We start from the raw sequence: 25,908 nt of genomic DNA, 5'->3' as shown, positions 1-25,908 counted from the left end.
CCGGCCACCGGGTGGCGGCCGGTGATCGAACCTAGACTTCCGACGTGCAGATCCCTTTCGAGTCGTCGTCGCGCGCCAGTCTCGGCGTGGAGTGGGAGCTGCAGCTCGTCGACCGCGAGACGCGTGAGCTGACGGCGGGGGCCGTCGAGATCCTCGAGGAGATCCGGCCCGAGGGGGCCGAGGAGCACCCGAAGGCCAAGCACGAGCTGCTGCAGTCGACCATCGAGATCATCACCGGGATCTGCAGCACCGTCTCGGAGGCCAAGGCCGACCTGGCCGGCACGCTCGCCGAGGTGAGCGCCGCCGCGGAACGGCGCGGGCTGGGGCTCATGTGCGCCGGCACGCACCCGTTCACCGACTGGCAGAGCCAGCTCATCTCGCCCAAGGAGCGCTACCTCGAGCTGGTGGAGCGCATGCAGTGGCTGGCCCGCCGGCTGCAGATCTTCGGCGTGCACGTGCACGTCGGCGTCCGGTCGCCGGACAAGGCGATCCCGATCGTCAACGCGCTGTGCCAGTACATCCCGCACTTCCTGGCGCTCTCCTCGTCCTCTCCCTTCTGGGTGGGGTGCGACACGGGCCTGGCGTCGTCCCGGACCAAGGTCTTCGAGCAGATGCCGACCGCCGGGCTGCCGTACCAGCTGTCGGGCTGGGACGAGTTCGAGGCCTACATGGAGACGCTCATCTCGACGAACTCGATCGAGAGCGTCCGCGAGGTGTGGTGGGACGTCCGGCCGCACCCCGGTTTCGGCACGGTGGAGCTGCGCATCTGCGACGGCCTGCCCACCCTGGACGAGATCGGCGCGGTGGCCGCCCTGTCGCAGTGCCTGGTCGAGCAGTTCGACACCCAGCTCGACCGCGGCTACACGCTGCCCACGCCGGCCGGCTGGGTGCTCCGGGAGAACAAGTGGCGCGCGGCGCGGTACGGCCTCGACGCCGACATCGTCGTCGACGACAAGGGCACCGTCCGGCCCGTCCGGCAGGCGATCCTCGACCTGGTGGAGGACCTCACGCCGACGGCGAAGCGGCTCGACTGCGAGGCCGAGCTCCGCGACGTCGAGTGGGTCCTCGCGGTCGGGGCCTCCTACCAGCGGCAGCGCGCGGTGGCCCTGCAGTCCGGGGGCGACCTCAGGCCGGTCGTCGACAGTCTGCTGGGCGAGATGCGGGACGGCCTGCCCGCCTCCGGCCCGGCCGGCACCCCCACCGGCCCGGTTCCCGGTCCGGCGGACTGCTCGGGGGGACACGCGGCATGACGCCGGTCGTCGAGAAGCTCGGTGCCGCCGTCGACGAGTGGGTCGCCTCCAACCAGGCGGCCCTGTCGTCCACCCGGCGGCATCTGCACGCCCATCCCGAGCTCGGCTACGCGGAGTTCGAGACCACCTCCTTCCTGGAGCAGCGGCTGCGCCACCACGGGCTGACGCCCCGCCGGCTCCCGACGGGCACCGGTCTGACCGTCGACGTCGGCTCGGGTGGTCCGGTCGTCGTGCTGCGGGGTGACATCGACGCCCTGCCCCTGGCCGACCTCAAGGACGTGCCCTACGCCTCCACGCGCGAGGGGCTCGCCCACGCCTGCGGGCACGACGTGCACACCACCGTCGTGCTCGGTGTCGCCGTCGCCCTCGCGTCGCTGGACGGCCTCCCCGGGACGGTGCGCTGCGTCTTCCAGCCGGCCGAGGAGACCGTGCCCGGCGGCGCGACCGAGGTGGTCGCCTCCGGTGTCCTCGACGGGGCGTCCCGCGCGTTCGCCCTGCACTGCGACCCGTCGATCCCCGCCGGCACGATCGGCCTGCGCACCGGTCCGATCACCGCCGCCTGCGACCGCATGGACGTCACGCTCACCGGCCCGGGCGGGCACACCGCCCGCCCGCAGCTGACCGTCGACCTCGTGGACGCGCTCGGTCGGCTGATCACCGACGTCCCCGGCCTGCTGTCCCGGCAGGTCGACCCTCGGACGGGGATGTCGCTGGTCTGGGGCGCGGTCAACGCCGGGGTCGCGGCCAACGCCATCCCGCAGCGCGGGCAGCTGCGGGGAACGGTCCGCGTGCTCGACCGCGACGCGTGGAAGGGCGCCGAGGAGCTGATGCGCTCGCTGGTCGAGCGCGTCGCCGCCACCACCGGCGCCGAGGTGGACGTCGACTACATCCGCGGCGTCCCCCCGGTGGTGAACGACCCTCGCGCGGTCGCGCTGCTGCGGACGGCCGCCCTGGAGACCGTCGGCAGCGACCACCTCGTGCTCTCGCCCCAGTCGATGGGCGGGGAGGACTTCGGCTGGTTCGCCGACGTCATGCCGATCGCGCTGGCGCGGCTGGGCACCCACGGCGGCGGGCCACCGCTCGACCTGCACCGGGGCACGTTCGACGTCGACGAGCGCGCGATCGGCGTCGGCGTCCGGCTGCTGGCGCGGACCGCGCTGCACGCGCTGGTGGCCGACGCGGCGCCGTCGTCCACCGGGCCACCCCCACCCGCCCGCACGCGCCGTCCCGCCCCCGGAGACACTGCAGGCCGTCCCGTCGACGAGGAGCCCCACCGAGGATGAGTTCCACCGACCAGCAGACCGACGCAGCGGCTCCTGCTGAGGCAGCCGTCCCGGCCGAGCACGCGGTCCCGAGCGACCTGTCCCTGGCCGCGGAGTTCGACGCCGCGACGCGCGAGCAGTGGCGCGAGCTCGTCGCCGGGGTCCTGCGCAAGGCCGGCCGCGAGGACCTCCCCGACCCGGTCGAGGACGCGCTCGGCCGCACGGTCGCCACCGGCGTGACGGTGGCCCCGCTGTACACGGCCGACGACGCGGCGGACCTCCCGACCGCGGTCGGCGTGCCCGGCCTGCCGCCCTTCGTGCGCGGCGCCCGGCCGGGCGGCGGACCGGCCGGCTCGGCGGAGGTCAGCGCAGCCGGTGGCGCCGACGGGGGTGCCCCGGGCGCCTGGGACGTCCGGCAGCGGCATGCCCACCCCGACGTCGCCGCCACGTCGGAGGCGATCGCCGCCGACCTGGAGAACGGGGTCACCTCCCTGTGGCTCGTCGTGGGGGAGGGCGCGATCCCGGCCGACCGGCTCGGCGACGTGCTGGCCGACGTCTACCTCGACCTCGCGCCGGTGGCGGTGACCGGCGGCCTCCCGGCGGCCGACGCGTTCCTCGCGCTGGTCGAGGGCCGCGACGATCTCGCGCCCGGTGGCTCGCTGGGTCTGGACCCTCTCGCCGTGCACGCGGCGACGGGGGAGCAGCAGGACCTCAGCGGGCTGGCCGACGTGGCCCGCCGTGCCGCGGCCCACCGGGGTCTCCGCTCCGTCGTCGTCGACGCCACCGTCTTCCACGACGCCGGGGCGTCGGTCGTCGAGGAGATCGGCTGCTCGCTCTCCGCCGGGGTGGCCTACCTCCGGGCGCTCACCGACGGCGGCCTCGGGATCGACGAGGCCTTCGGCCAGCTCGAGTTCCGCTACGGCGCCGGCGCCGACCAGTTCACGACCATCGCCGCGCTGCGCGCGGCCCGCCGGCTGTGGGACCGCGTCGGCGAGGTCAGCGGCGCCTCACCCGAGGCCCGCGCCCAGCGCCAGCACGCCGTCACCTCCTCGGTGATGACGACGAAGCGCGATCCCTGGGTCAACATGCTGCGCACCACCGTGGCCTGCTTCGCCGCCGGCGTGGGCGGCGCCGACGTCGTGACCGTGCAGCCGTTCGACGCCGCGCTCGGCCTGCCCGACCCGTTCTCCCGGCGGATCGCCCGCAACACCCAGCGCCTGCTGGTGGAGGAGGGGCACCTCGCGCGCGTCCTCGACCCGGCCGGCGGCTCCTGGTACGTCGAGTCGCTGACCGACTCCCTCGCGCAGGCGGCCTGGGACTGGTTCACCGAGATCGAGCGGGCCGGCGGGCTGGTCGCCGCGCTGGACTCCGGCCTGGTCCGCGACCGGATCGCCACCGCCTGGGACGCCCGGGCGAAGCGGCTGGCCACCCGCACGGACGCGATCACCGGCGTCAGCGAGTTCCCCAACCTCACGGAGAAGCTGCCGGCGCGGGAGCCCTACGCGTGGTCGGCGCCGTCCGGTGGGCTGCCGAAGGTGCGGGCCGCGCAGGAGTTCGAGGCGCTGCGCGACGCCGCCGACGCGGCCATGTCATCGAAGGGCGGCGAGCGGCCGGCCGTCTACCTCGCCACCATCGGCCCGGTCGCGAAGCACACCGCACGGGCCACGTTCGCGGGCAACCTGTTCCAGGCCGGTGGCCTGGCCACGCCGTCCGGGGACGGCGCCGCGGGGCTGGCCGGGGCGGGGACGACGGTGGCCTGCATCTGCGGCACCGACAAGGACTACGCCGAGGCCGCCGCGGGCCTGGCGGAGGAGCTGCGGGCCGCCGGCGCCACCCAGGTCTGGCTGGCCGGCAAGCCGGACCTCGCCGTCGACGGTGTCGACGGCTATCTCTTCGCCGGGTGTGACGCCCTGTCCGTCCTGCGCACCGCGCACGAGCACCTGCTGGGCCGAAGTGGCCACTTCGGCCCCCGGGAGGGGGAGCGATGAGCCGGATTCCCGACTTCGGGTCCGTCGACCTGGGCCGCCCCAGCGCCGGCGCCACCGCCGACGACTGGGCCAAGGCCTTCAAGGAGACCACCGGCCGCGGTGTGGAGGAGTCGACCTGGGAGACGCCGGAGGGCATCGCCGTCCCGCCGTTGTTCACGCACGAGCACCTGGACGGCCTGGACTTCCTCGGCACCTATCCCGGCGTCGCGCCGTACCTCCGCGGGCCCTACCCCACGATGTACACGACGCAGCCGTGGACCGTCCGGCAGTACGCCGGCTTCTCCACCGCGACGGAGTCCAACGCGTTCTACCGGCGGAACCTCGCGGCCGGGCAGAAGGGCCTGTCGGTCGCCTTCGACCTCCCCACCCACCGCGGCTACGACTCCGACCACCCGCGGGTGCCCGGCGACGTCGGCATGGCGGGCGTGGCCATCGACTCCATCCTGGACATGCGGCAGCTCTTCGACGGCATCCCGCTGGACCGGATGTCGGTGTCGATGACCATGAACGGTGCCGTGCTTCCCGTGCTGGCGCTGTACATCGTGGCGGCCGAGGAGCAGGGGGTGAGCCCCGATCAGCTGACCGGGACCATCCAGAACGACATCCTCAAAGAGTTCATGGTGCGGAACACCTACATCTATCCGCCCAAGCCCTCGATGCAGATCATCAGCGACATCTTCGCGTTCACCTCGCAGCGGATGCCGAAGTTCAACTCCATCTCGATCTCCGGCTACCACATCCAGGAAGCCGGGGCGACGGCCGACCTGGAGCTCGCGTACACCCTCGCCGACGGCGTGGAGTACCTGAAGGCCGGCCAGGCCGCCGGGATGGATGTCGACGCGTTCGCGCCCCGGCTGTCGTTCTTCTGGGCCATCGGCATGAACTTCTTCATGGAGGTCGCCAAGCTCCGCGCCGGGCGGCTGCTGTGGGCGAAGCTGGTGAAGGAGGCGGGGGCGAAGAACCCAAAGTCGCTCTCGCTGCGCACCCACTCGCAGACCTCGGGCTGGTCGCTGACCGCGCAGGACGTCTACAACAACGTCGTCCGCACCTGCCTGGAGGCCATGGCCGCCACCCAGGGGCACACCCAGTCACTGCACACCAACGCCCTGGACGAGGCGCTGGCGCTGCCCACCGACTTCTCCGCCCGCATCGCGCGCAACACCCAGCTGCTGCTCCAGCAGGAGTCGGGCACGACGCGGGTCATCGACCCGTGGGGCGGGTCGGCGTACGTGGAGAAGCTGACCTACGACCTGGCCCGCCGCGCGTGGGCGCACATCCAGGAGGTCACCGAGCACGGCGGCATGGCGCAGGCCATCGACGACGGCATCCCGAAGCTGCGCATCGAGGAGGCGGCCGCCCGCACGCAGGCGCGCATCGACTCCGGCCGCCAGCCGGTCATCGGCGTGAACAAGTACCGCGTCGAGGCCGACGAGGCCATCGAGGTGCTGCGCGTGGACAACGCCGACGTGCTCGCCCAGCAGAAGGCCAAGCTCGAGGAGCTGCGCGCCTCGCGGGACGGCGAGGCCGTGCAGGAACACCTGCGCCGGCTCACCGACGCCGCCCGCGCGGCGGCCGACGGGAAGCGGGGGAGCGAGCTGGACTCGAACCTGCTCAAGCTGGCCGTCGACGCCGCCCGCGCGAAGGCCACGGTCGGGGAGATCTCCGACGCGCTGGAGGAGGTCTACGGGCGGCACGCCGGCCAGGTGCGCACCATCTCCGGTGTGTACCGCGAGGAGGCAGGAGCGTCCGGCCCCATGGAGGAGACCCGCCGCATGGCCGAGGCATTCGCCGACGCCGAGGGCCGCCGCCCCCGCATCCTGGTCGCCAAGATGGGCCAGGACGGCCACGACCGCGGGCAGAAGGTCATCGCCACCGCGTTCGCCGACCTCGGCTTCGACGTGGACGTCGGCCCGCTGTTCCAGACGCCGGAGGAGGTCGCCCGGCAGGCGGTCGAGGCCGACGTGCACGTCGTCGGCGTCTCGTCGCTGGCCGCGGGCCACCTCACGCTGGTGCCCGCGCTGAAGAAGGCGCTGGCCGACCTCGGTGCCGACGACGTGATGATCGTCGTCGGCGGCGTCATCCCGCCCGACGACGTCCCGACGCTGAAGGAGATGGGCGCCGCGGCGGTGTTCCTGCCGGGCACGGTCATCGCGGAGGCGGCGCAGGACCTGCTGCGCGCGCTGTCCGAGCGCCTTGGTCACTGAGCGGCAGGGCGCCTGAATGGCCCGGGAGATCGACGTCCCCGCGCTCGTCGAGGGAGTGCTGGCCGGGGACCGGCGGGTGATGGCGCGGGCGATCACGCTGGTCGAGTCGCGGCGCGGTGACCACCGGGAGCGGGCGCAGGAGCTGCTGGTCGAGCTGCTGCCGCACGCCGGGGGAGCGCGCCGGGTGGGCATCAGCGGGGTGCCCGGCGTCGGCAAGTCGACCTTCATCGACCAGCTCGGCGTGGACCTCACTGCGGCCGGATCGAAGGTGGCAGTCCTCGCCGTCGACCCGTCGTCGGCGCGGTCGGGCGGCTCGATCCTCGGGGACAAGACCCGCATGGCGCGGCTGGCCGTGGACGAGAACGCCTTCATCCGGCCCTCGCCGACGTCGGGCACGCTCGGCGGGGTCGCCCAGGCCACCCGCGAGTCGATGGTCGTCGTCGAGGCCGCCGGGTACGACGTCGTCCTGGTCGAGACGGTGGGCGTCGGCCAGTCGGAGATCGCCGTCGCCGAGATGGTGGACTCCTTCCTGTTCCTGACCCTCGCCCGCACCGGCGACCAGCTGCAGGGCATCAAGCGCGGCATCCTCGAGATCGCCGACGTCATCGCGGTCAACAAGGCCGACGGGCCGGCCGCGGGCGACGCCCGTAAGGCGGCCCGTGAGCTGGCCGGCGCGATCCGGATGCTGCGCGGCCATGACGAGACCTGGGACGTGCCGGTGCTGACCTGCGCCGGGCTCACCGGCGAGGGGCTCGACGAGGTCTGGACGAAGCTGGTCGAGCACCAGGACCGGATGACGGCGTCGGGGCGGTTCGACGAGCGCCGGCGCACCCAGCAGGTGCGCTGGACCTGGCAGCTGGTCCGCGACTCCCTGGAGCACCAGCTGCGGACTCACCCGGATGTGCGATCGGCCGTACCGGATCTGGAGAAGGCCGTGCAGGCGGGCGAGCTCACCCCGGCGCTGGCCGCGCAGCAGATCCTGGACAGGTTCCTGAACCGGCCTGACGACGGCACCGCCACGCACTGACGGGCCTCTCGTGAGGCGGTTGCTGCCGCTGATACCGATGGTGCGGAAGCGGTCAGGAAGACCTGGACTCTCGGCTTGATAGTGCGACCGCGATGCTACGGTCGGTGACACGGGGGCTACACGTGCTGGCCGTCATCGCCGGTCCACGATCGGCTCTGGCGAGTGGCGGCGGAAGCCGGCGAGCGTAGCTCGGTGTCAGGCCCGTGCTCATACGGAGTCGGCCCGGAAGTCGGAGCGCAACCTTCCACGATGCAATCAGACCTTTCGCGCCGGTACGCCGAGAAGTTGGCGCCGCGCGCCCGCGCCGGCCTGGCGATTCCCCACCGAGGACTGCCCACGTGAATCTTCCGCGCCTCCTGCGGCTGCTCAAGCCGCGGCAGCAGAAGTTCCTCGCGGCAGGACTGCTGACGGTGCTGACCGACTACGCCACCTTCTTCGTCGCCTACGGCATCCTCCGCGTCGACCTGGGCGTGGCAACGGTGGCGTCCTTCATGGCCGGCCTCGTCGTGAGCTTCGCCCTGAACAAGCTGTGGGTCTTCGAGAGCCGGGGGGACTCGATCGCACGCAGTGTCGGGCAGCTGGCGATGTACGGACTGCTGCTCGTCGTCAACATCATCTTCACCTACTACTTCATCGCCTTCCTCGAGAGCCGGTTCGGCATCGACCCGCGGATCAGCAAGCTGGCGTCGATCGTGCTCGTCACTGCGTGGAACTACCTCCTGTACAGCCGAGTCATCTTCCTGAAGGGCCAGCGCAGTGCTGCACTTTGACGAGCGCACGACCTCCATGGACGAGCCGAAGGCACCCGCGGACAGGACGACGGTGTCCGTGGGCAAGCTGAGAATGCCCATCGACAAGCTGAAGATGATCATCGGTTCGTCGCTGATCGTCTCGCTGCTGCTGTACGTGGTGGGCATCAAGTTCGTGCTGGTGGCCACGTGCGTGGCCGCGGGGGTGGTCCTGCTGCCGCCCGTCGCCGTCATGCGGAGCCTCGTCGGGCGGCTGTTCCTCTCCGTCTTCGTCCTGATGGGCGTCTTCCAGGCATCCGCGACCATTCAGTTCTTCGCATTCCCCTCGACGGGTTTCGCCGCATCGGCCGCCATCACCACGGTCATCTATCTCGTCGCCGCGCTGCTGACGGATCGCACGACGGACGACGTCAGGGATCTGGTCACCCGCTTCGCCAGCCGGCACGATGTGCCCGGTGCCGTCGTGGCCGCGATCTTCCTGGTGCCTTTCGTCCCCTTCCTGATCGGCAACGACACGGTCGCCCGGGTCGCCCAGATCGGCGGCGGTCAAGCGGTCGATTCCACCAATCACTTCGCCAACATCGCGCAGATGATGTCGGGGCAGCACTGGGTCTATGCGGTGGGGAACTACTACCCCAAGAGCTTCCACATCGTCACCGCATTCCTGCAGGACGCCTTGTTCGTGCCGCAGATCAGCATGAGCTGGCGCGGCGCGGTCCTCGTGTACATCGGGCAGTACCTGGTGTTCGGCGTGCTCCTCGCGGGAGCACTGGGGTATTTCGCCTCGGCGGTCTTCGCCGCCGTCGCCCAGCGCTACCCGATCGCGCGTCCCGGCCTCCTGCTCTCCGCAGTCGGCCTCGCCGTCGGCGCCGCGGCGGGGCCCTTCCTGCTGTGGTCGTTCGTCCACCAGGGATTCCTGAACTACTACTACGTGATGGCGACGATCCTGCTCGCCTTCACCGCACTGATGACCGGGTCGAAGGAGCGCCTGTTCTCGACCCTGTCGCTGTACCTGGTGCTCACCTTCGGGGCCGCGATGTCGTGGCCCCTGCTGATCCCGGTGCTGCTGGCAACCCCGTTCGTGCTGATGTGTCAGCGCTCGTACCTGGACCTGCTCCGCGCCATGCCGAAGCGTCATCTGCTCGGCGTGGCCGTGCTCGTCGTCGTCCAGTTCATCCCGATCGGCCTGCAACTCCGGTACGGCGGTTCGGACAACGGCGTCAACGCCCTGGGTGGTCTGACCACCTTCCGCCCGCTCAGCCTCCTGCTCGGCGCGTTGATCGTCTTCGGCCTCGCGGTCAACAAGAACATCGACCGCGACAGCCGGGACAAGAGCATCGCGCTCGTGCTGCCTCTCCTGACCTTCATCGCCCTGCTCGCCGTGATGCAGCTCTTCCTGACGGGGGAGGTGCGGTACTACGTCATCAAGACCGCATTCCTGCTCGAGGCCGTCAACATCGTGATCCTGTCGTGCGTCGTCGCGGTCGTGCTGAGTCAGATGGACCTCGGCGCCGTGGGGCGTTTCTTCGCGGCCGCCATCACCCCGGCAGTCGCCATCTTCGCGCTCTTCGCCGTGGGTGCGAATCCGTTGTCGGATTTGCGGAACCTGTTCCGCACGGAGGCGAACCAGGTCAAGCCGGACTTCTACGACGCAGATCTGGCCCTCTACGCGCGATTGGGGGAGGCGGGCCGGGTCGACGGATTCAACACCACGCTGCTGCACTACAACCCGTTGAACGACACATATGGCGCACACATGCAGACGGCGCGCTGGGCGAACATGATGCAGTACGACGGCGGGCGCGAAGACGGATTGGCCCTGTACTGCCAGGTGATGCAGTACTCGAAGTTCGGCTTCGGCAGCGTCAACGACAGCGAGGACATGCAGCGGGAAATGGTCCAGGGGATCAAGGACTGCGCTCAGGTCTCCAAGGACCTCGGACGCGAGCACATCATCCTGACCGACCCGGCTTCCGAGCAGCGCATCCGAGACGAGTTCGGTGATGTCGCCACGATCGTGACCCATGAGACGAGGATCGAGAACGATGGAGAGTAGCGGCGTGATCGGGGACCGCCGGCGCGATGTCCTCGCCGTCATCATCCCGGCGTACAACGAGGAGCGAGCGATCGCCGAGGTCGTCCGGTCGGTGCCCCCGACGCTGACCGTCGACGACCAGACGTTCCGCACGGTGGTCATCGTGGTCGAGGACTGCTCGCGGGACGCCACCTACCAGAACGCCCTCGACGCGGGGGCGATCGTCATCCGGCACTTCATCAACTCGGGTGCCGGAGCGGCCACCCGCACCGGGTTCAGCTACGTGCTGAAGAACGCGGAGCGGCTGGGCGTCGCCTACGTGGCCACGATCGACGCCGACGGTCAGCACTCCAGCGGCGACCTCCTCCACCTGCTGCGCGAGGCGGTGGCGACCAAGGCGGACATGCTCGTCGGCAACCGACTGCACGAGGGCAACAAGGCCGACATGCCGCGGCACCGGACGCTGGGCAACCGTGGGCTCTCGCTGATCAGCAGGGGGCTGTTCGGCATCACCACGGAGGACACGCAGAGCGGTCTCCGGATGGTCACCATCGACGCGCTGCCCGCCATCTCCAGGTTCACGATCGACAGGTACGGGTTCTGCTCGGAGATCCTGTGGCGCGCGCGGCAGAAGAATCTCACGGTGGTGGAGGTCCCGATCGGGGTCAAGTACTCCGAAGAGACGCTCGGCAAGGGTCAGAGCAACTGGGGAGTGTTCGACCTCGTCACCGATCTCATCACTCTCCGGCTGATTGGGTAGCGCCCCGTGAACAAGTACGTCCTGTTGGTGCTCATCAATGCACCACTGATCATGTTCGCCATTCTCATGGCCGTGACCAGCTACAAGACCGGCCGGTCGACGAGGCGCCGGTGCACGGTGCTCGTCGTCTTCTGGCTGCTGGTCGGCATCGGCATGCTCTTCGTCGAGCCGCTCTACGACCTGCTGGTGCGGAAGAACCTGACCGCGTCGCCGCCGTTGAGCGTGTTCGACATCCTGCTGCTGTCCGGGCTGATCTTCCAGATGCTGATCATGGTCCAGCTCTACGACAAGCTGAACAACCTCAGCCGCAAGGTGTCGCGGATGCACGAGGGCATCGCGATCATGGAAGAGAGCAAACTCAAGGTCAACGGCTCCGTCGCCAACGTCTAGCAGTACTGCCCGACCAGGGTGGTCGGACGGGTGATCGGTGGCGGCGTCGAGCTCAGCCGCCCGTGCCGGAGCTCGCGGTCCACGCGCGCGCCAGCCAGCCCACCTCGAACGCCGGCAGCAGCCGACCGTCCGCCGTCAGCCCGGCCTCCAGGGGGCTGCCCTTGGCAACCACGAGGTACTCCGCGCCGAACTCGTCGAGGGCCCGCAGCGCCTGGTCGGCGTCGGCGATCGGCTGGTCGGACTCGACCACCCGCCGGCCGAGGTCGTCGCCCCACATCGAGTGCGGCAGGATCCACGGCTGGCCGTAGTCGCCGAACTCGGGCGGGACCACAAAGGTCGATCCCGCCGCGGCGCGGTCGACGTCGGTGAACGCGCCGCGCAGGCCCACCGCGTCGCGCTCGCGGGCAGGCTGCAGCATGAGCGCCGCCACCTGCCGCGGGGTCGGTCCGCGGTCGGACCCGGAGATGTCGAGCGCCTGCCAGGATGCGGCTGAGGCGGAGAACAACGCCGCTGCGACGACGACCGCCAGCACAGCGGAACGGGGCAGGCGCGGCAGTCGGTCGAGCACGACGGCGAGGGCCACGCCCCCGATCCCGAGCAGGTAGAGCGTGTACCGCGGGTGGTGGTGGCCGGGGTAGGCCAGCAGCAGGAGGACGCCGGGGGCGAGCAGCCCCCAGGCGTACAGGGACCGGCCCGAGCGCGCGAGGAGCGCGATCGCCACCGGGATCGCCGGCGCCAGCACGAGAACCCAGTAGGCGCCGAGGCCGCCGGTCGGGGAGCCGTAGTAATAGGGCCGCCACGCCAGGTCGTCGGCCCAGGAGACGAGCGTGGCCCACCACGGGTTCGTGGTCCCCACCTGTCGCGGATCGACTCCGAGCAGCGCCATGACGTCCGGGTTGCCGGGAAGTCCCGCGATGCCGACCGGATAGAAGGGGTTGCCCCACAGGGTGGCGTTGCGCACGTACCACCACGCGCCCAGCAGCGCGGCCGGCAGACCGAAGCAGGCGGCCTGCAGGGCCGCCTGCCCGAGGCCGCGGCCCGGCCGGCCTGCTGCGACGGCGCGGCCGAGCACGGTACCGACGAGCACAAGACCGAGCATGCCGAAGGCGATCAGGTTGGTGGACTTGACGCCGACCGCGACCCCGGCGCCGACGCCCGCGACGACCAGCGTCGGGAGAACGGAGCTGCGGCCCGGAGCGAGTGCCCGGTGGCGCGGGGTCACCACCGTCTCCGCGGGGCGTTCCGCGAGCGCGACCGACCCGGCCGGACGGGCACCATTGCCGGCGAGGGCTCTCTCGGATGCCTGGGCGACGCCGGATCCGGCGGCGCCGGCGTGAAGGCTCTCGACCCGGCGCAGCGCGACCAGGAGCAGGTGCCAGGTGGCCAGCAGGATCGCCGCCGCGGCGACGTCGACCTCGGCGGTCGACAACTGCGTCAGGACCAGCGGAGCCGTGACGAACAGCAGCCCGGCCACGAGCGCAGAACGGGGCCTGCAGCCCGCGCCCCGGCACAGCGCGACGACGGCGAGCGCTCCCAGCGCCGCGGCACCCACCTGCACGGCCGCCGCGGCCCGGACCGATCCGCTGAGGGCGCCCAGCCAGGTGACCACCGACTCCGCCGCACCGGGATGGACCTGCGCCCAGAAGCTGAACGGATTGGGAAGGAGCCGCTCCTCCTGGAGCCAGAAGTCGGCCATCGGCAGGTGGTAGGCCAGCCCGTCCCAGTCCAGCGGCGGGAACATCACGGCGATCGCCACCCGGTAGCCGGCCGCTGCAGTGGCGCCCAGCGCCAGGATCGACACGAGCGGTGAGCGCAGGGCCGGGCCGAGCCGGCGGAGTGCGGCGCCCACCGATCGCCGGGCGTCGCGGACCCGGCCGCGGCTCGCCCGGCCGGCGGTGGTGGCGCCCGCGAGGACGGCGGTCGCGACGGCAGCGGCCGCGACCGGGCCGGCGGACAGCGCGTGCAGGACGCCGCCGACGAACAGGACCGTGCCGACCAGGATGCCGTACACCAGCACACCGCAGGCGACGAGGACGTCGACCGGCCGGGGAAGCCTGGCCACCGCCGCCCAACGCCAACTGCTCCAGGTGACGAGGGCCAGGCAACCGAGCACCGGCGCGAGGGTCACGGTTGCTCCGAGTGTTCCCGGGACGTGCGGACGAGCTCGTCGAGGGTCAGCCGGCCGCCGAAGGCGAAGCGGTACCAGCGCAGGTAGTGCCGGATCCACTGCGCGAGCTTGAAGTTGGAGACGCCGTTCTGCCGGTCGAGCCAGATCGTGGGCAGCTCGGCGATGGGCAGCCGCAGCCGACGGGCCTTGGCGGTGAGCTCGAGGGCCATCTCGAAGCCGTGCCGGCTGTCGATGCCGACCGCCCGGAGGAACTGCGTGGAGTACGCCTTGAAAGAGTTGGTCGGGTCACGGGTGCCGACCCGCGCGAACAGGTGCAGGGAGATCCCGGCGAGCCGGGCGAGCATGCCCTTCACCAAGGGGCCACCCACCTGCTGGCCACCCGACATGTAGCGCGAGGCCGCGGCGATGACCACGCCGCGCTCGACGAGCCGGGTCAGGTCGTCGATCTGGCGCGCGTCGTCGCAGCCGTCGGCCATGGTCACGACGGTGACCGGCGCCCGCACCCGCTCCACGCCGTAGCGGATCGCGTGGGCCGGCCCGCGGCCGTAGTCGTTGACCAGCAGGCGCACCTGCCCCGACCCGTCGTCGCTGTCGCGCAGGACCGACGCAGTCGCGTCGTCCGGGGAATCGACGACCACCAGCACTTCGCACGGCACCGTCACCGACTCCCGCAGCCGGTCCAGGACGGGGAGGATGTGCTCGCCCTCCTGGTAGGCCGGGATGACGATCGAGACGCGGGGGTCACCGCTCACCGGCGCTCCGCCAGCAGGAATGACTGCTTGCCGAACAGGCGCCACGCGGGCGGGAAGGCGAGGTAGGCGCGCACCAGCAGTGGCGACTTCGGGAGGCGGCTCTTCGTCGTGAAGGGCAGGAACCTCGGCACCACGGTGGTGACCGCGAACCCGGACAGCGCGAAGGCCTCGACGAGCGCCCGGTCGTCGATCGGGGTGATGTGGTCGAAGAACATCCAGTAGTCGCGTGCGCAGAAGCGGATGTTGGGCTGCAGCACGAGGAAACGCCCGCCTGGCCGGAGCACCCGGTGCGCCTCGGCCATCACCGCCAGGATGGTCGGCCGGTCGATGTGCTCGAAGAAGTTGCTCGCGAACACGACGTCGACGCTGGCGTCGGCTACGTCGGCGAGGTCGTCGGCCGGCGACACGAGCGCCGTGACCCCGCCGGCCGCCGCATCGCGGACCGCAGGGTTGATGTCGACGGCGATCCGGGTGCCGGCCCGGACGGCGTTGATGAACTCGCACGCCCCGGCGGCGACGTCGAGGACGGTGTCGTCGGGCTCCACGAACCGGTCGAAGAACCCGGCGCACAGTTCGCGCCACATCGCGGAGCGGAACGCGACGTCGCCGGCGAAGCGCTCGGCGTAGAGCCACTTCATCTGCTCGCCGGCCGACGTTCTGTTCCCCGTCCCACCGGCTGCGGGGCTCTCGGCCGTCATCAGATCGTGCCCTCGGCGAGAGCCTTCTCGATCCAGGGGATGACCTCGTCGAGCATCTCCTCCAGCGTGGTCGTCGCCCTGAACCCGAGAACCTTCTCGGCCTTCGCCGTCGACGGAACGCGGCGCTGCACGTCGTGCTCGTATGCCGGGTCCGAGACCAGCCTCAGGGGCACGCCCGGCCCCTTCACCTTGCGCCAGATGACCTCGCCGAGCTCGGTGACCGACGTCGCCTGGTCGGTGGAGAGGTTGAAGTCCTCGTTGTGGGCCGCCGGGTGCTCCATCGCCGTCACGATGCCCCGCGCGAGGTCGCCCCCATAGGTGTAGTGCCGGACCTGGGTGCCGTCGCCGAGGACGTGCAGCGGGTCCTGCCCTTTCAGCACCTTCTGCACGAGGTCGGGGACGACGTGGCTCATCGCCAGCTTCACGTTGCCGCTGCTCACCTCGACGTCGCCCAGGGCGCGGGCCTCGCCGATGCCGACGCAGTTGAACGGGCGCACGATCGTGTAGGGGAGCCGGTACTGGTCCCAGGCGGCCCGGGCGAAGTACTCGACGGCGAGCTTCTGGAAGCCGTAGGAGGACCGCGGCGGGGGGATCTTCCGCTCGGAGCCCTCGACCGACGGCCACTCCTCGGCCGACTCGAAGACCATGGATGAGCTGATGTAGGTCACCTTCTGCAGCCGGCCGTCGCGGTGCGCGGCCAGTGCGGCGTCGCAGGAGGAGGCCATGATCCGCTCGTTGGCGGCGAGCAGGTCGTAGGCGTAGGCGTGGAAGTAGGAGATGCCGCCGATGAGCGCGGCCCCGGCGACGAAGTGGTCGCAGTCCATGAGCAGGTCGGTGATCAGCCCTGCGTCACGGACGTCGCCGACGACCAGCCGGTAGTCGGGATGGTCGTCGTAGGACTTGGACACCGGGCCGTACTTCGAGTGGTCGTCGATCCCGATCACCGAGTACCCGCGGCGCAGCAGCTCCTCGACGACGTAGCCACCGATGAAACCGGCGGAGCCGGAGACGAGCACCTTCTGCATGGGACACCGTTCTGGTCGGGAGTAGGGAGGGACGGCCGGTACGGGTCACACGCGCACGCCGTCGCCGACCACGTTCCACACGTCGATCACCGGCGTGTCGGTGCTGAGGCCGCGGTACTCCTCGTGCGGTGCGCCGACGATGAGCAGGTCGCAGCGCCGGAGCACCTCCTCCAGCGGCAGGAGCCGGTCGTCGACGGTGACCCTCGGGTCGGTCGTCAGCACGTCGCGGGCCTTGAACTGCAGGATGCGACGCAGTTTGTAGCTCAGGCTCTCGCGGATGTCGTCGCTGCCGCCCTTGAAGGCCATCCCCAGGATGCCGACCGTCATGTGCTGCAGGTCGTAGTGTCGTTCGGCGCGGTCGACCAGGTAGAGCGGCAGCCCCTCGTTGATGAGCATGGCCGCGTGACCGAGCCCGAAGGTGTTGTTGCTGAAAGCGGCCAGCTGCATCGTGTCCTTGAAGAGGCAGGGCCCGGCCGCGAAGCCCGCGCTGGGCATGTCCGACGCCCGCGGATAGCCCACCGTGATCGCCGTACGGATCCGCTCGAAGTCGAGGCCGCGGTCGTTGGCCATCATGAAGAACTGGTTGGCCGTGGCGAACTTGATGTAGCGCCAGGTGTTGGTGAACAACTTGGCGAGCTCGGCCTCCTCGGGCGTGACGAACACGAGTTCGGCGGTAAGCCGCGAGAACAGCGCCGCGGCGCGGTCGCGGGCACGGTCGGTCCGGCTGCCCACGATCTGCGGCAGCGCGTGCAGCTCGATCATGGCGCGGCCCTCCGCGATGCGCTCGGGGCAGAAGGCGACGTCGATCTCGCGGCCGAGTTCGGCGAGCTGCCGCTCCACCAGGGCCGTCACGCCGGGATAGACCGTGCTGCGGAGGACGAGCAGCTGCCCGTCGCAGAAGTGCTCCGCGGCCGCCGCGAGCGCCTGCGGGATGGCGTACGGATCGGGATTGAGGTGCTCGTCGACCGGCGTGCCGATGACCACGACGACGTTCTCCGCGCAGCCCACCGCGGCCGGGTCCGTCGTAGCGGTGAGTCGTCCCTCGCCCACGACGCGCTCCAGGACGGCGGCCGCGCCGGGCTCCTCGAACGGCAGCACCGCGCGCCCGAGGAGTTTCACCGCCTCCTCGCTGACGTCGTAGACGACGACGGAGGCACCCGCCTCGGCCAGGGCGATGGCCAGGGGGAGGCCGACGTGGCCGGCGCCGCCGATGACGACGACGTCGTGCGTGAACGCCGGTGGAGCTGGTGGCGGGGCCGTGACCCCCGGATCACCGCGCGGAGTCCTGGACCGGCCCGGACTTTTCGTCACCGCGCGAGGCTAACCGCTCAGCCGGGTCCTTACCGAGACTTATGCGTACCGAAAAGAGATGCTCAGGCGCCGGTCGACCGGCACTCGCGCGAGCGCATGGCTGTGACGTAGTCCACCGGGGCGCCGGCCGCCTCCGCCGCATCGGCGATCGCGCCGAGATACCGGGCGGAGGGCAGGCCGCCCTCGAAGGCGTCGAGGACGTAGACGTAGGCCACCACGTCGCCGGCGAGGGTGCGCACCTGCAGGTGCAGCTTCCGGTAGAGCCCGAGATCGGCGCCCTCCCAGGCGTCCAGGGCCGCCTGGTCGGCCTCGGTCAGGTCGTACAGCGCCACGAACACGCCGGGGTGCAGCGCCTCGTGGTCGTGCTCCGCCGGGACGAGCGTGGCCAGCGAGCCCTCCCAGCCGAACTCCTCGGCGCCGAAGGTCAGGCGCCAGCCCTGGATCCACCCGGTGCCCGCGTGCGGCGACGAGGGGCAGCGGCGCAGCATCTGCGCGGGATCCATGTTCGACCCGTAGGCGGCGTAGAGGCCCATTCGGTCGACCCTAATCACCGCGGGCGGCAGTCCGAAGGACGCCGGTCACAGCGGACCGGGGCGGCACCGGGGAGAATGGCCGTACAGGACACACGACAGGACACGACACGAACGCCCGAGCACCCGGAGAAGGCACTTCATGACCCGCATCGTCATCATCGGCGGCGGACCGGCCGGCTACGAGGCCGCGCTGGTCGCTGCTCAGCTCGGTGCCGAGGTCACCGTCATCGAGCGCGACGGCATCGGTGGCGCCAGCGTGCTCACCGACTGCGTCCCGTCCAAGACCCTCATCGCGGCCGCCGGAGCCATGACGTCGGTCCGCGACTCCGCCGTCCTGGGTCTGCAGGGCGCCGAGCTCGCGACGGTGAACCTGGACCTCGCCTCGGTCAACCAGCGGGTCAAGGGGCTCGCGATGGCCCAGTCGGCCGACATCCACGCCCGCCTCGCCGCCGAGGGTGTGCGGATCGTCGCCGGACAGGGCCGGCTCTCCGACGAGATCCGCGGGCTCGCGGCGCACACGGTCGAGGTCGTGGACGCCGACGGCGGCGTGGTCGAGGAGCTGGAGAGCGACGTCGTGCTCATCGCCACCGGGGCGGACCCGCGCGTCCTCCCCGGCGCGGAGCCCGACGGAGAGCGCATCCTCGACTGGCGCGACGTCTACGACCTCGAGGAGATGCCCGAGCACCTCGTGGTCGTGGGCTCCGGCGTCACCGGAGCGGAGTTCGCCTCCGGCTACCTGGAGGCGGGCGTGCCGGTCACCCTCGTCTCCTCCCGCGACCAGGTGCTGCCGGGCGAGGACTCCGATGCCGCGGCCGTGGTCGAGAAGGTCTTCCAGTCCCGCGGCGGGCGGATCGCCGAGAAGGGACGCGCCGCCTCGGTGCGCCGCACCGAGAAGGGCGTCCTGGTCGAGCTGACCGACGGACGCACCGTCGAGGGCTCGCACGCGCTCATGACCGTCGGCACGGTGCCGAACACCGCCGGCCTGAACCTCGAGCAGTGCGGCGTCGAGGTGACGGAGTCCGGGCACGTCGTCGTCGACCGGGTCTCGCGGACGTCGATCCCGGGCATCTACGCCGCCGGCGACGTCACCGGCGTCTTCCAGCTCGCCTCCGTCGCCGCCATGCAGGGCCGGATCGCCATGTGGCACGCCCTCGGCGAGGCGGTAGCGCCGATCCGGCTCAAGACCGTCGCGGGGAACGTCTTCACCCACCCGGAGATCGCGACCGTCGGCGTCCAGGAGAAGTCCCTGTCCGACGACGACGACATCGAGGTCGTGCGGCTGCCACTGGCCACGAACGCCCGCGCCAAGATGGCCGACCTGCACGACGGGTTCGTGAAGCTCTTCGCCCGGCGCTCCACCGGCGTGATCATGGGCGGGGTCGTGGTCGCCCCTGGTGCGTCCGAGCTCGTCCTGCCCATCGCGCTCGCCGTCACCAAGGGGCTCACGGTCGCCGACCTCGCGCAGACCTTCGCGATCTACCCGTCGCTCTCCGGGTCGATCACCGAGGCCGGCCGTCGGCTGATGGGCGCGGACCACCTGGCCTGACCGGTGACGTCCGGGCCGGGCGGGGGACGAGCGGCAGATGAGTCGGATGTGACGGCTCTTCCGCTCGATATCCGGACTTCGGTGCCGATGGCGCCCGCCCCCGCCGATGTCGGGGTGGATGTCTGCCGCCCGTCTCGCCCCCGCCCGTCGTCGCGGCCTGCTGCGCTCGCTCGTGGCCGGCTCCGCGGTCGCCGCCTCCGTCGTCCTCGCCGTCGTCATGGTCCCCGCGGCCGCCTCGGCCGAGGAACCGGCCGGCACCCCGGTCGTCGGCCGGCTCCTGCAGGCGTGGTCGGAGGCCGACCCGGGCGCCGAGGGGCATGGCGACGGGCACGCCGACGGGCACGCCGACGAGGAGCTGACGAGCTGGGTCCAGACCCCGGCCGGCGAGTTCCTGCGAATCCGTACCGAGGACGTCGCCGGCGTCCCCGCCGGCGCGACGGTCGGGCTCACGGTCGGCCAGGCGGACGGCGACGACACCGAGGACCCGCTGCACGAGGTCACGGACGCCGAGGTGGTCGCGCTCCCGGTCGCACCGCTGCTGACCGAGAAGGCGGGCCGGACCAACCAGGTCACCGTGGCCCTGGTCGCCCCGGCCGGAGCGGCCCGCGACGGCGTCACCGCCCAGCAGGTCGTCGACCTCGTCGACGGTCCGGTGGCGGACTTCTGGTCCGAGCAGACCGACGGCGCCATCGCGGTCGGCGTCACCGACGCGCGGGACTGGATCACCACCGCCGCAGGCTGCTCCGAACCGACGGCCCTGTGGGACGAGGCGGCCGCGAGCGTGGGCTTCGTCCCCGGCCCCGGCAAGCATCTCCTGCTCTACGTCAGCAGCCGGGCCACCGACTGCGCCTACGCGCTGGCCGAGGTCGGTGCCGGCCCGGGAAGCGGCGGCCGGATGTACGTCCGCGACACCATCGCCTCCGTCGTCGCCCACGAGCTCGGCCACAACTTCGGCCTGGGCCACTCCTCGGCCCGCCAGTGCGACGGCGCCGTGGAGTCGGCGTCCTGCCGCACCGTGGGCTACCGCGACTACTACGACGTCATGGGCGTCTCCTGGTCGCAGCTGGGCTCGCTCAACGCCGCACAGGCCGCCCGGCTGGGCGTGCTGCCCGCGGCCGCTCAGCAGGCGCTGACCGTCCCGGCCGCACCGGTCACCGTCACGCTGTCCCCGATCTCCGGGCGCAGCGGCACCCGGGCGGTCCGCCTGACCGACGCCGAGGGCTCCGACCACTGGCTGGAGTACCGGCCGGCCGCGGGGCGCGACAGCTGGCTCGGGACCTCCGCGAACCGCTACCGCCTCGACTCCGGCGTCCTCCTCCGCGAGAGCGGCGACCTCCCCGACACGTCCGTGCTCGTCGACGCCACGCCCGGCCCGTCCGCCGGCTGGAACACCGATCACCAGGCGGCCCTGCCCGTGGGTACGGCGGTGCCGGTCGCCGGCGGGGCGTTCACCGTCGTCGTCGAGGGAGTGTCCCCGACCGGCGCGATCGTGCGGGTGACCCCCGCACCCCTGGGCACCGCCTCGTCCGCGGAGCCGGCAGCTCCGCGCCCGGCCGGTTCCGACGTCGCGGTGCTGCCGGCCGGGACGGACGCGGCCGTCCCGGCACCTGCACCCGGGACGGCGGAGCTGGCCGCTCCGGCGCTCCTGCGCGCCGAGCTGGAGGACCGCGCGTCCGGCACGCCGGCCGGTGCCGGGTTCCCCGTGGTCCTCGTCGGCGCCGTCCTCCTGGGCGCTCTGGCGCTGCTCGCCGGGACGCTGCTGGGCGTCCGGCGCCTGCGCACGAGGCCCGTGCCGACTCGTGCATGACTGTCTGTGAGTGATCCCATCCGTCACGTCAGTAGCGGCTCCGCGTGTCGGCGGGAAGCGCGCCGGTACGGCGGGTGATGGTGGTCGCCGAGTTCCACGAACGGGGAGACCACGGATGAGGACCAGCCGCCGACCTCGGCGAGCGCAGACACGACGAGCAACGCTGGTCGTGCTGCTCTGCAGCCTGCTGATCATGGCCGGATCGGTGGTGCGCCCCGACCGCGCGGAGGCGGGCGACGCACCACAGATCGCCTGGGAGGGAAACAACCCGTACATCTTCGCGGTCGGCGACTCCGTGCTCGCCCAGTGCGGCCAGCAGTTCGGCATGGGCTGGCGCTCGCTGGGCTTCATCGGCTGGGGCGGGGCCACGGCGAGCGACATGCGCGGCCGGCTCGACGGCACCGGCAGCGGCTGGCCGGCGGACAGCGTGACGGAGTCCTCCGTGCAGGAGGAGCGGCTGTGGTTCCGGGACGCCGGGTCGCTGGTGATCGCCCTCGGGATCAACGACGTCAAGTTCGTGACCGTCGCCGAGTGGCGCGACAACGTCGACTGGTTCATGACCCAGGCGCGCGGGCGCCCGGTGCAGTGGTTCACCATCCACAACCCGCCGTTCCAGGCCAACGTCGACCTGTTCAACGCGGAGCTGCGCCTGGCCACCGACCGTTGGCCCAATCTCAAGCTGATGGACTGGGAGCGCTACGCCTCGGCTCATCCCGAGGTCACCATCTCCGACCGGGTCCACCTGGCCTACTACCGCGAGGGCTGCGAGCTGGCGCGCAACCGGCTGATCCAGCACGCCGCCCCCGCGGTGCCTGGCAAGACCTCGCCCACCGGGTTCTGGTACGTGGACTCCCGGACGACGGGGCGGGTCGCGCTGAACGGGTGGGGGGCTGCCTACGCGCCCACCCCGGCGCACGGCGTGCAGGTGAACGTGCGGGTGGACTGGCGGCACTTCGCCCGCCTCCCGGTCGACAGGCCGACGGGGGACATCTGGGCGAATGCCGCCTCCGCACAGGCTTTCGGCCACTCGCTCGGTGCGGAGTACCGGGGCCACGCCGTCTGCCTGGACCTGGTCGACCAGCGCGGCCAGTTCGCGCATCTCGGCTGCCGCATCGTCTGACCGCACGGGGCACCACCCCGGCCCCCCGTGCCGCACCCCCTCGTCCGATCCTGGAGTCTTCCTGTGCTCGTCGCGCGTCACCTCCCGTCCTGGCGGTTCCTCGGGGCCGCCCTCTGCGCGACCACGGTGATCGCGCTGGGGTCGCCGACGGACGCCCTCGCCGAGGCGCCCGGTCCCGCGACGGCGGCTCCTTCGACCGCGGCGCCTTCGACAGCGGCGCCTTCGACAGCGGTCCCTTCGACGGCGGCTCCTTCGACGGGAGCTCCCTCGCCGGCAGTCCCCACCGGCGACGCGCCGACCGACGCGGCGCCCTCTCCGGCGAACCCCGGCCCGTCATCCTCCGGGTCGACGACCGGTGCCGCCGAGACCGTGGTCGGCGAGCTGGTCGTCGCCTGGCCGGAGCACGAGGACCACCGGGAGGCGGAGGAGCGGGCCGAGCACGGACCCCTCACCTGGATCGAGACCCCGGACGGGGACGCCGTCCGGGTGCCGGTCGACGCCCTCACGCAGGACCTCGCCGACGAGCTCCCGGAGGAGGGCGAGACCGCCGACGCCCTCCCGGCCGGAGCGACCGTCGAGGTCGTGCTCGGGGGAGAGGTCGCCGACGAGGCCACCGTCGAGGACGGGCTCATGCCTGCCCGGGACGTGATCGCGGCGGAGGTCGTCCAGGCCCCGCCGGCCGAGGTGACGCCGACCCTCCCTGCCGGCGTCACCAACCAGGTCACCGTCGTGATGGTCGAGCTCGCCGGCACCGGACGGGACGGCACGGGCCTGGCCGACGTCGTGGCCGCGGTCGACGGCCCGGTGCGGGACTTCTGGCTGGAGCAGAGCGACGGGGCGGTCGACATCGACGTCACCGCCCAGCACGACTGGATCACCACCGATGTCGGCTGCGGCACCCCCTCCCTCCTCTGGAACGACATCGCCGGCCGCGTCGGGTTCGTCTCCGGCCCGGGCAAGCACCTGCTCCTCTACATCAGCAATCTCCCGGCGAGCCAGACCCGCTGCCACTACGGGCTGGCAGAGGTGGGTTCGTCGCCGGCGACCGGCGGGCGGTCGTACGTGCGCGGGACGGCGACGTCGGTCATCGCCCACGAGCTGGGACACAACTTCGGCCTCGGCCACTCGTCGGGGCTGCAGTGCGACCGGGCGGTCGACACCGGGACCTGCCAGACCGTCAGCTACCGCGACTTCTACGACGTCATGGGCATCTCCTGGGACGAGGTCGGGTCGCTGAATGCTCCGCAGGCCGCGCGCATCGGCCTGCTGTCCGGCGCGGCGGTCCAGGCGGTCGCTGCCCCGGTGTCCGCGCCGACGACGGTCACGCTCAACGCGCAGGGAACCCGCACCGGCACCCGCGCGGTCCGGCTGACCGATCGATCCGGGAGCGTCTGGTGGCTGGAGTACCGCTCCGCGTCGGGGCGCGATTCCTGGCTCGGGACCGCCGCGAACCGGTACGGCCTGGACGCCGGGGTGCAGCTGCGACGCAGCTCCGGGTCGCCCGACACGTCGATCCTGCTGGACGGCAGCCCGTCGCCGTCGGGTGACTGGTCGGTCGACACGCGGGCCTCGTTCCCGGTGGACCGCACGATCACCGTCGCCGGGGGCGACTTCGCCGTGCGCGTCGAGAGCGTCAGTCCGACCACTGCGGAGGTGACCATCGCGCGGGGCGTCACCCCCGGGGCGATCACCGCCATCACCTCCGCCTACGACAGGTCCGGAGGGTTGGACGGCCCGCTCGGCTATCCGACCACGAGCGAGATCTGCGGGCTGCAGGACGGCGGCTGCATGCGCAGCTACGACCACGGTGCGATCAGCTACAGCCCGGCGACCGGGGCGCGCGTGCTCCACGGGCCGATCCACGCCGCCTGGGCCGCCGCCGGAGCCGAGCGGGGAACCGTCGGCTACCCCGTCACCGACACGATCTGCGGTGGCCGGGACGCCGGCTGCCACCAGATCTTCCAGCGCGCGTGGATGTACGACAGCGCCGGCACCGATGCGACCGTGGTCCGGGGTGGGCTCCGGGTGAAGTGGGCGGCGACCGGCGCGGAGTGGGGCGTGCTGGGCTACCCGACGGCCGGTGAGCGGTGCGGGTTGCCGGGTGGTGGGTGTTCGCAGGCGTTCAGCGGCGGCTCGGTCGTGTGGTCGCCGGTCCAGGGGGCCCGGGCGATGCGTGGGCCGATCGCGGCGCACTGGGCCGCCACGGGCGGCGTGCAGTCGATCGGCTATCCGGTGTCCGACACCGTCTGCGGCGGCCGGGACGCCGGCTGCCACCAGGTCTTCGAGCGCGGCATGGCCTTCGTGAGCTCGGGGACCCCCGCCACGTTCGTCTTCGGTGGGATCCGGGAGAAGTGGGCGGCGACCGGCGCGGAGTGGGGCGTGCTGGGCTACCCCACGGCCGGTGAGCGGTGCGGGTTGCCGGGTGGTGGGTGTTCGCAGGCGTTCAGCGGCGGCTCGGTCGTGTGGTCGCCGGTCCAGGGGGCGCGGCTGATGCGCGGGCCGATCGCGGCGCACTGGGCCTCCACGGGCGGCGCACGGACCATCGGCTATCCGGTGTCCGACACCGTCTGCGGCGGCCGGAACGCCGGCTGCCACCAGGTCTTCGAGCGCGGCATGGCCTTCGTGAGCTCGGGCACGCCTGCCACGTTCGTCTTCGGTGGGATCCGGGAGAAGTGGGCGGCGACGGGCGCGGAGTGGGGCGTGCTGGGCTATCCGACGGCCGGTGAGCGCTGCGGCATCGCCGGTGGGGGCTGTTCGCAGGCGTTCAGCGGCGGGTCCATCGTGTGGTCGCCGACGCAGGGGGGGCGGGTGATGCGCGGGCCGATCGCGGCGCACTGGGCCGCGCCGGGCGGGGTACAGGCCGTCGGCTATCCGGTGTCCGACACCGTCTGCGGCGGGCGGAACGCCGGTTGCCACCAGGTCTTCGAACGCGGCATGGGTTACGTGAGCTCCGGAACCGACGCGGCCTTCGTCGTCGGCCGGATCCGGGACAAGTGGGCGGCGACCGGCGCGGAGTGGGGCGTGCTGGGCTACCCGACGGCCGACCAGCGGTGCGGGCTGGCGTCCGAGGGCTGCGCGCAGGCCTTCGCCGGAGGATCGGTCTACTGGTCTCCGGGAACCGGGGCGCACTCTGTCCGCGGTGCGATCGGTGAGGCGTGGGCCGCTGCCGACGCCGAGCAGGGGAGCCTGGGCTACCCGCGCGAGGACGAGCGGACCATCCCCGGAGGGTCGAGCCAGCGCTTCACCGGGGGCACGCTCACGCGGTCGGCCTCGACGGGCGTGGTGACACGGTCCTGACCGTGGCGCGGGGTGGGCGCGACCGT

At 72.0% G+C, this 25,908-nt stretch carries 19 protein-coding genes; 13 read left to right on the top strand and 6 right to left on the bottom strand.

The annotated features are described in order from the left end of the window. Positions 1-44 precede the first annotated feature (44 nt). From CRP30_RS02090 to CRP30_RS02050, 9 genes are all read left to right on the top strand, one after another. Positions 45-1,250, top strand: a complete 1,206-nt coding sequence (locus CRP30_RS02090) for a glutamate--cysteine ligase (RefSeq protein WP_097182306.1) — start codon at positions 45-47, stop codon at positions 1,248-1,250. Continuing rightward, entirely contained in the window at positions 1,247-2,533 is a 1,287-nt protein-coding gene (locus tag CRP30_RS02085; RefSeq protein ID WP_097182305.1) for an amidohydrolase, read from the top strand. The genes CRP30_RS02090 and CRP30_RS02085 overlap by 4 nt, the downstream gene beginning before the upstream one ends. Beyond that, complete coding sequence (locus CRP30_RS02080; protein ID WP_097182304.1) at positions 2,530-4,500, top strand: methylmalonyl-CoA mutase subunit beta; 1,971 nt, start codon at positions 2,530-2,532, stop codon at positions 4,498-4,500. The genes CRP30_RS02085 and CRP30_RS02080 overlap by 4 nt, the downstream gene beginning before the upstream one ends. Beyond that, complete coding sequence (gene scpA, locus CRP30_RS02075; protein ID WP_097182303.1) at positions 4,497-6,704, top strand: methylmalonyl-CoA mutase; 2,208 nt, start codon at positions 4,497-4,499, stop codon at positions 6,702-6,704. Before CRP30_RS02080 ends, scpA begins: the two co-directional genes overlap by 4 nt. 16 nt (positions 6,705-6,720) lie before the next feature. Further along, entirely contained in the window at positions 6,721-7,731 is a 1,011-nt protein-coding gene (meaB, locus tag CRP30_RS02070) for a methylmalonyl Co-A mutase-associated GTPase MeaB (protein WP_097182302.1), read from the top strand. 338 nt (positions 7,732-8,069) lie between these two features. Continuing rightward, positions 8,070-8,501, top strand: a complete 432-nt coding sequence (locus CRP30_RS02065; protein ID WP_159961486.1) for a GtrA family protein — start codon at positions 8,070-8,072, stop codon at positions 8,499-8,501. A 16-nt stretch (positions 8,502-8,517) separates the two neighbouring features. Continuing rightward, positions 8,518-10,536: a hypothetical protein gene (locus CRP30_RS02060; protein ID WP_097182300.1), complete on the top strand. Its 2,019-nt coding sequence runs from the start codon at positions 8,518-8,520 to the stop codon at positions 10,534-10,536. 4 nt (positions 10,537-10,540) lie between these two features. Next, positions 10,541-11,275, top strand: coding sequence for a glycosyltransferase family 2 protein (locus CRP30_RS02055; RefSeq protein WP_159961485.1), 735 nt, complete (start codon positions 10,541-10,543; stop codon positions 11,273-11,275). 6 nt (positions 11,276-11,281) lie between these two features. Next, on the top strand, positions 11,282-11,665 hold the full coding sequence (locus tag CRP30_RS02050) for a hypothetical protein (RefSeq protein WP_097182298.1): 384 nt from the start codon (positions 11,282-11,284) through the stop codon (positions 11,663-11,665). 52 nt (positions 11,666-11,717) lie between these two features. Here the strand turns inward: CRP30_RS02050 and CRP30_RS02045 are convergent, their stop codons facing one another. From CRP30_RS02045 to CRP30_RS02020, 6 genes are all read right to left on the bottom strand, one after another. Continuing rightward, a complete protein-coding gene (locus tag CRP30_RS02045) occupies positions 11,718-13,793 on the bottom strand; it encodes a hypothetical protein (RefSeq protein ID WP_097182297.1) in 2,076 nt (691 codons plus the stop codon). Next, positions 13,790-14,545 (bottom strand): glycosyltransferase family 2 protein, encoded by a 756-nt coding sequence (locus tag CRP30_RS02040; protein WP_097182296.1) that lies wholly within the window; start codon positions 14,543-14,545, stop codon positions 13,790-13,792. The genes CRP30_RS02045 and CRP30_RS02040 overlap by 4 nt, the downstream gene beginning before the upstream one ends. After that, complete coding sequence (locus CRP30_RS02035) at positions 14,542-15,243, bottom strand: class I SAM-dependent methyltransferase (protein WP_200814500.1); 702 nt, start codon at positions 15,241-15,243, stop codon at positions 14,542-14,544. Before CRP30_RS02035 ends, CRP30_RS02040 begins: the two co-directional genes overlap by 4 nt. Next, positions 15,243-16,268 carry an NAD-dependent epimerase/dehydratase family protein gene (locus tag CRP30_RS02030; RefSeq protein ID WP_097182295.1) on the bottom strand — a complete coding sequence of 342 codons (1,026 nt, stop codon included), beginning with the start codon at positions 16,266-16,268 and terminating at the stop codon, positions 15,243-15,245. The genes CRP30_RS02035 and CRP30_RS02030 overlap by 1 nt, the downstream gene beginning before the upstream one ends. A 45-nt stretch (positions 16,269-16,313) precedes the next feature. Next, a complete protein-coding gene (locus CRP30_RS02025) occupies positions 16,314-17,579 on the bottom strand; it encodes a nucleotide sugar dehydrogenase (protein WP_200814499.1) in 1,266 nt (421 codons plus the stop codon). A 62-nt stretch (positions 17,580-17,641) separates the two neighbouring features. After that, a complete protein-coding gene (locus tag CRP30_RS02020; RefSeq protein ID WP_097182294.1) occupies positions 17,642-18,112 on the bottom strand; it encodes a gamma-glutamylcyclotransferase family protein in 471 nt (156 codons plus the stop codon). A 139-nt stretch (positions 18,113-18,251) separates the two neighbouring features. Here CRP30_RS02020 and CRP30_RS02015 point away from each other — a divergent pair, with 139 nt between their 5' ends. The 4 genes from CRP30_RS02015 (at position 18,252) to CRP30_RS01995 (ending at position 25,882) form a co-directional block, all read left to right on the top strand. After that, complete coding sequence (locus CRP30_RS02015) at positions 18,252-19,658, top strand: NAD(P)H-quinone dehydrogenase (RefSeq protein ID WP_097182293.1); 1,407 nt, start codon at positions 18,252-18,254, stop codon at positions 19,656-19,658. Positions 19,659-19,776: 118 nt separating this feature from the next. After that, on the top strand, positions 19,777-21,465 hold the full coding sequence (locus CRP30_RS02010) for a reprolysin-like metallopeptidase (RefSeq protein ID WP_097182292.1): 1,689 nt from the start codon (positions 19,777-19,779) through the stop codon (positions 21,463-21,465). A gap of 169 nt (positions 21,466-21,634) precedes the next feature. After that, complete coding sequence (locus CRP30_RS02005; RefSeq protein ID WP_097182291.1) at positions 21,635-22,585, top strand: SGNH/GDSL hydrolase family protein; 951 nt, start codon at positions 21,635-21,637, stop codon at positions 22,583-22,585. 369 nt (positions 22,586-22,954) lie between these two features. Further along, a complete protein-coding gene (locus tag CRP30_RS01995) occupies positions 22,955-25,882 on the top strand; it encodes a reprolysin-like metallopeptidase (protein WP_097182289.1) in 2,928 nt (975 codons plus the stop codon). The last annotated feature ends 26 nt before the right edge of the window (positions 25,883-25,908 follow it).

The organism is Blastococcus haudaquaticus (assembly GCF_900230285.1).
Classification (GTDB): domain Bacteria; phylum Actinomycetota; class Actinomycetes; order Mycobacteriales; family Geodermatophilaceae; genus Blastococcus_B; species Blastococcus_B haudaquaticus.
Note: the sequence above shows the minus strand (reverse complement) of the source record. Positions and strands in the feature narration are given on the sequence as shown.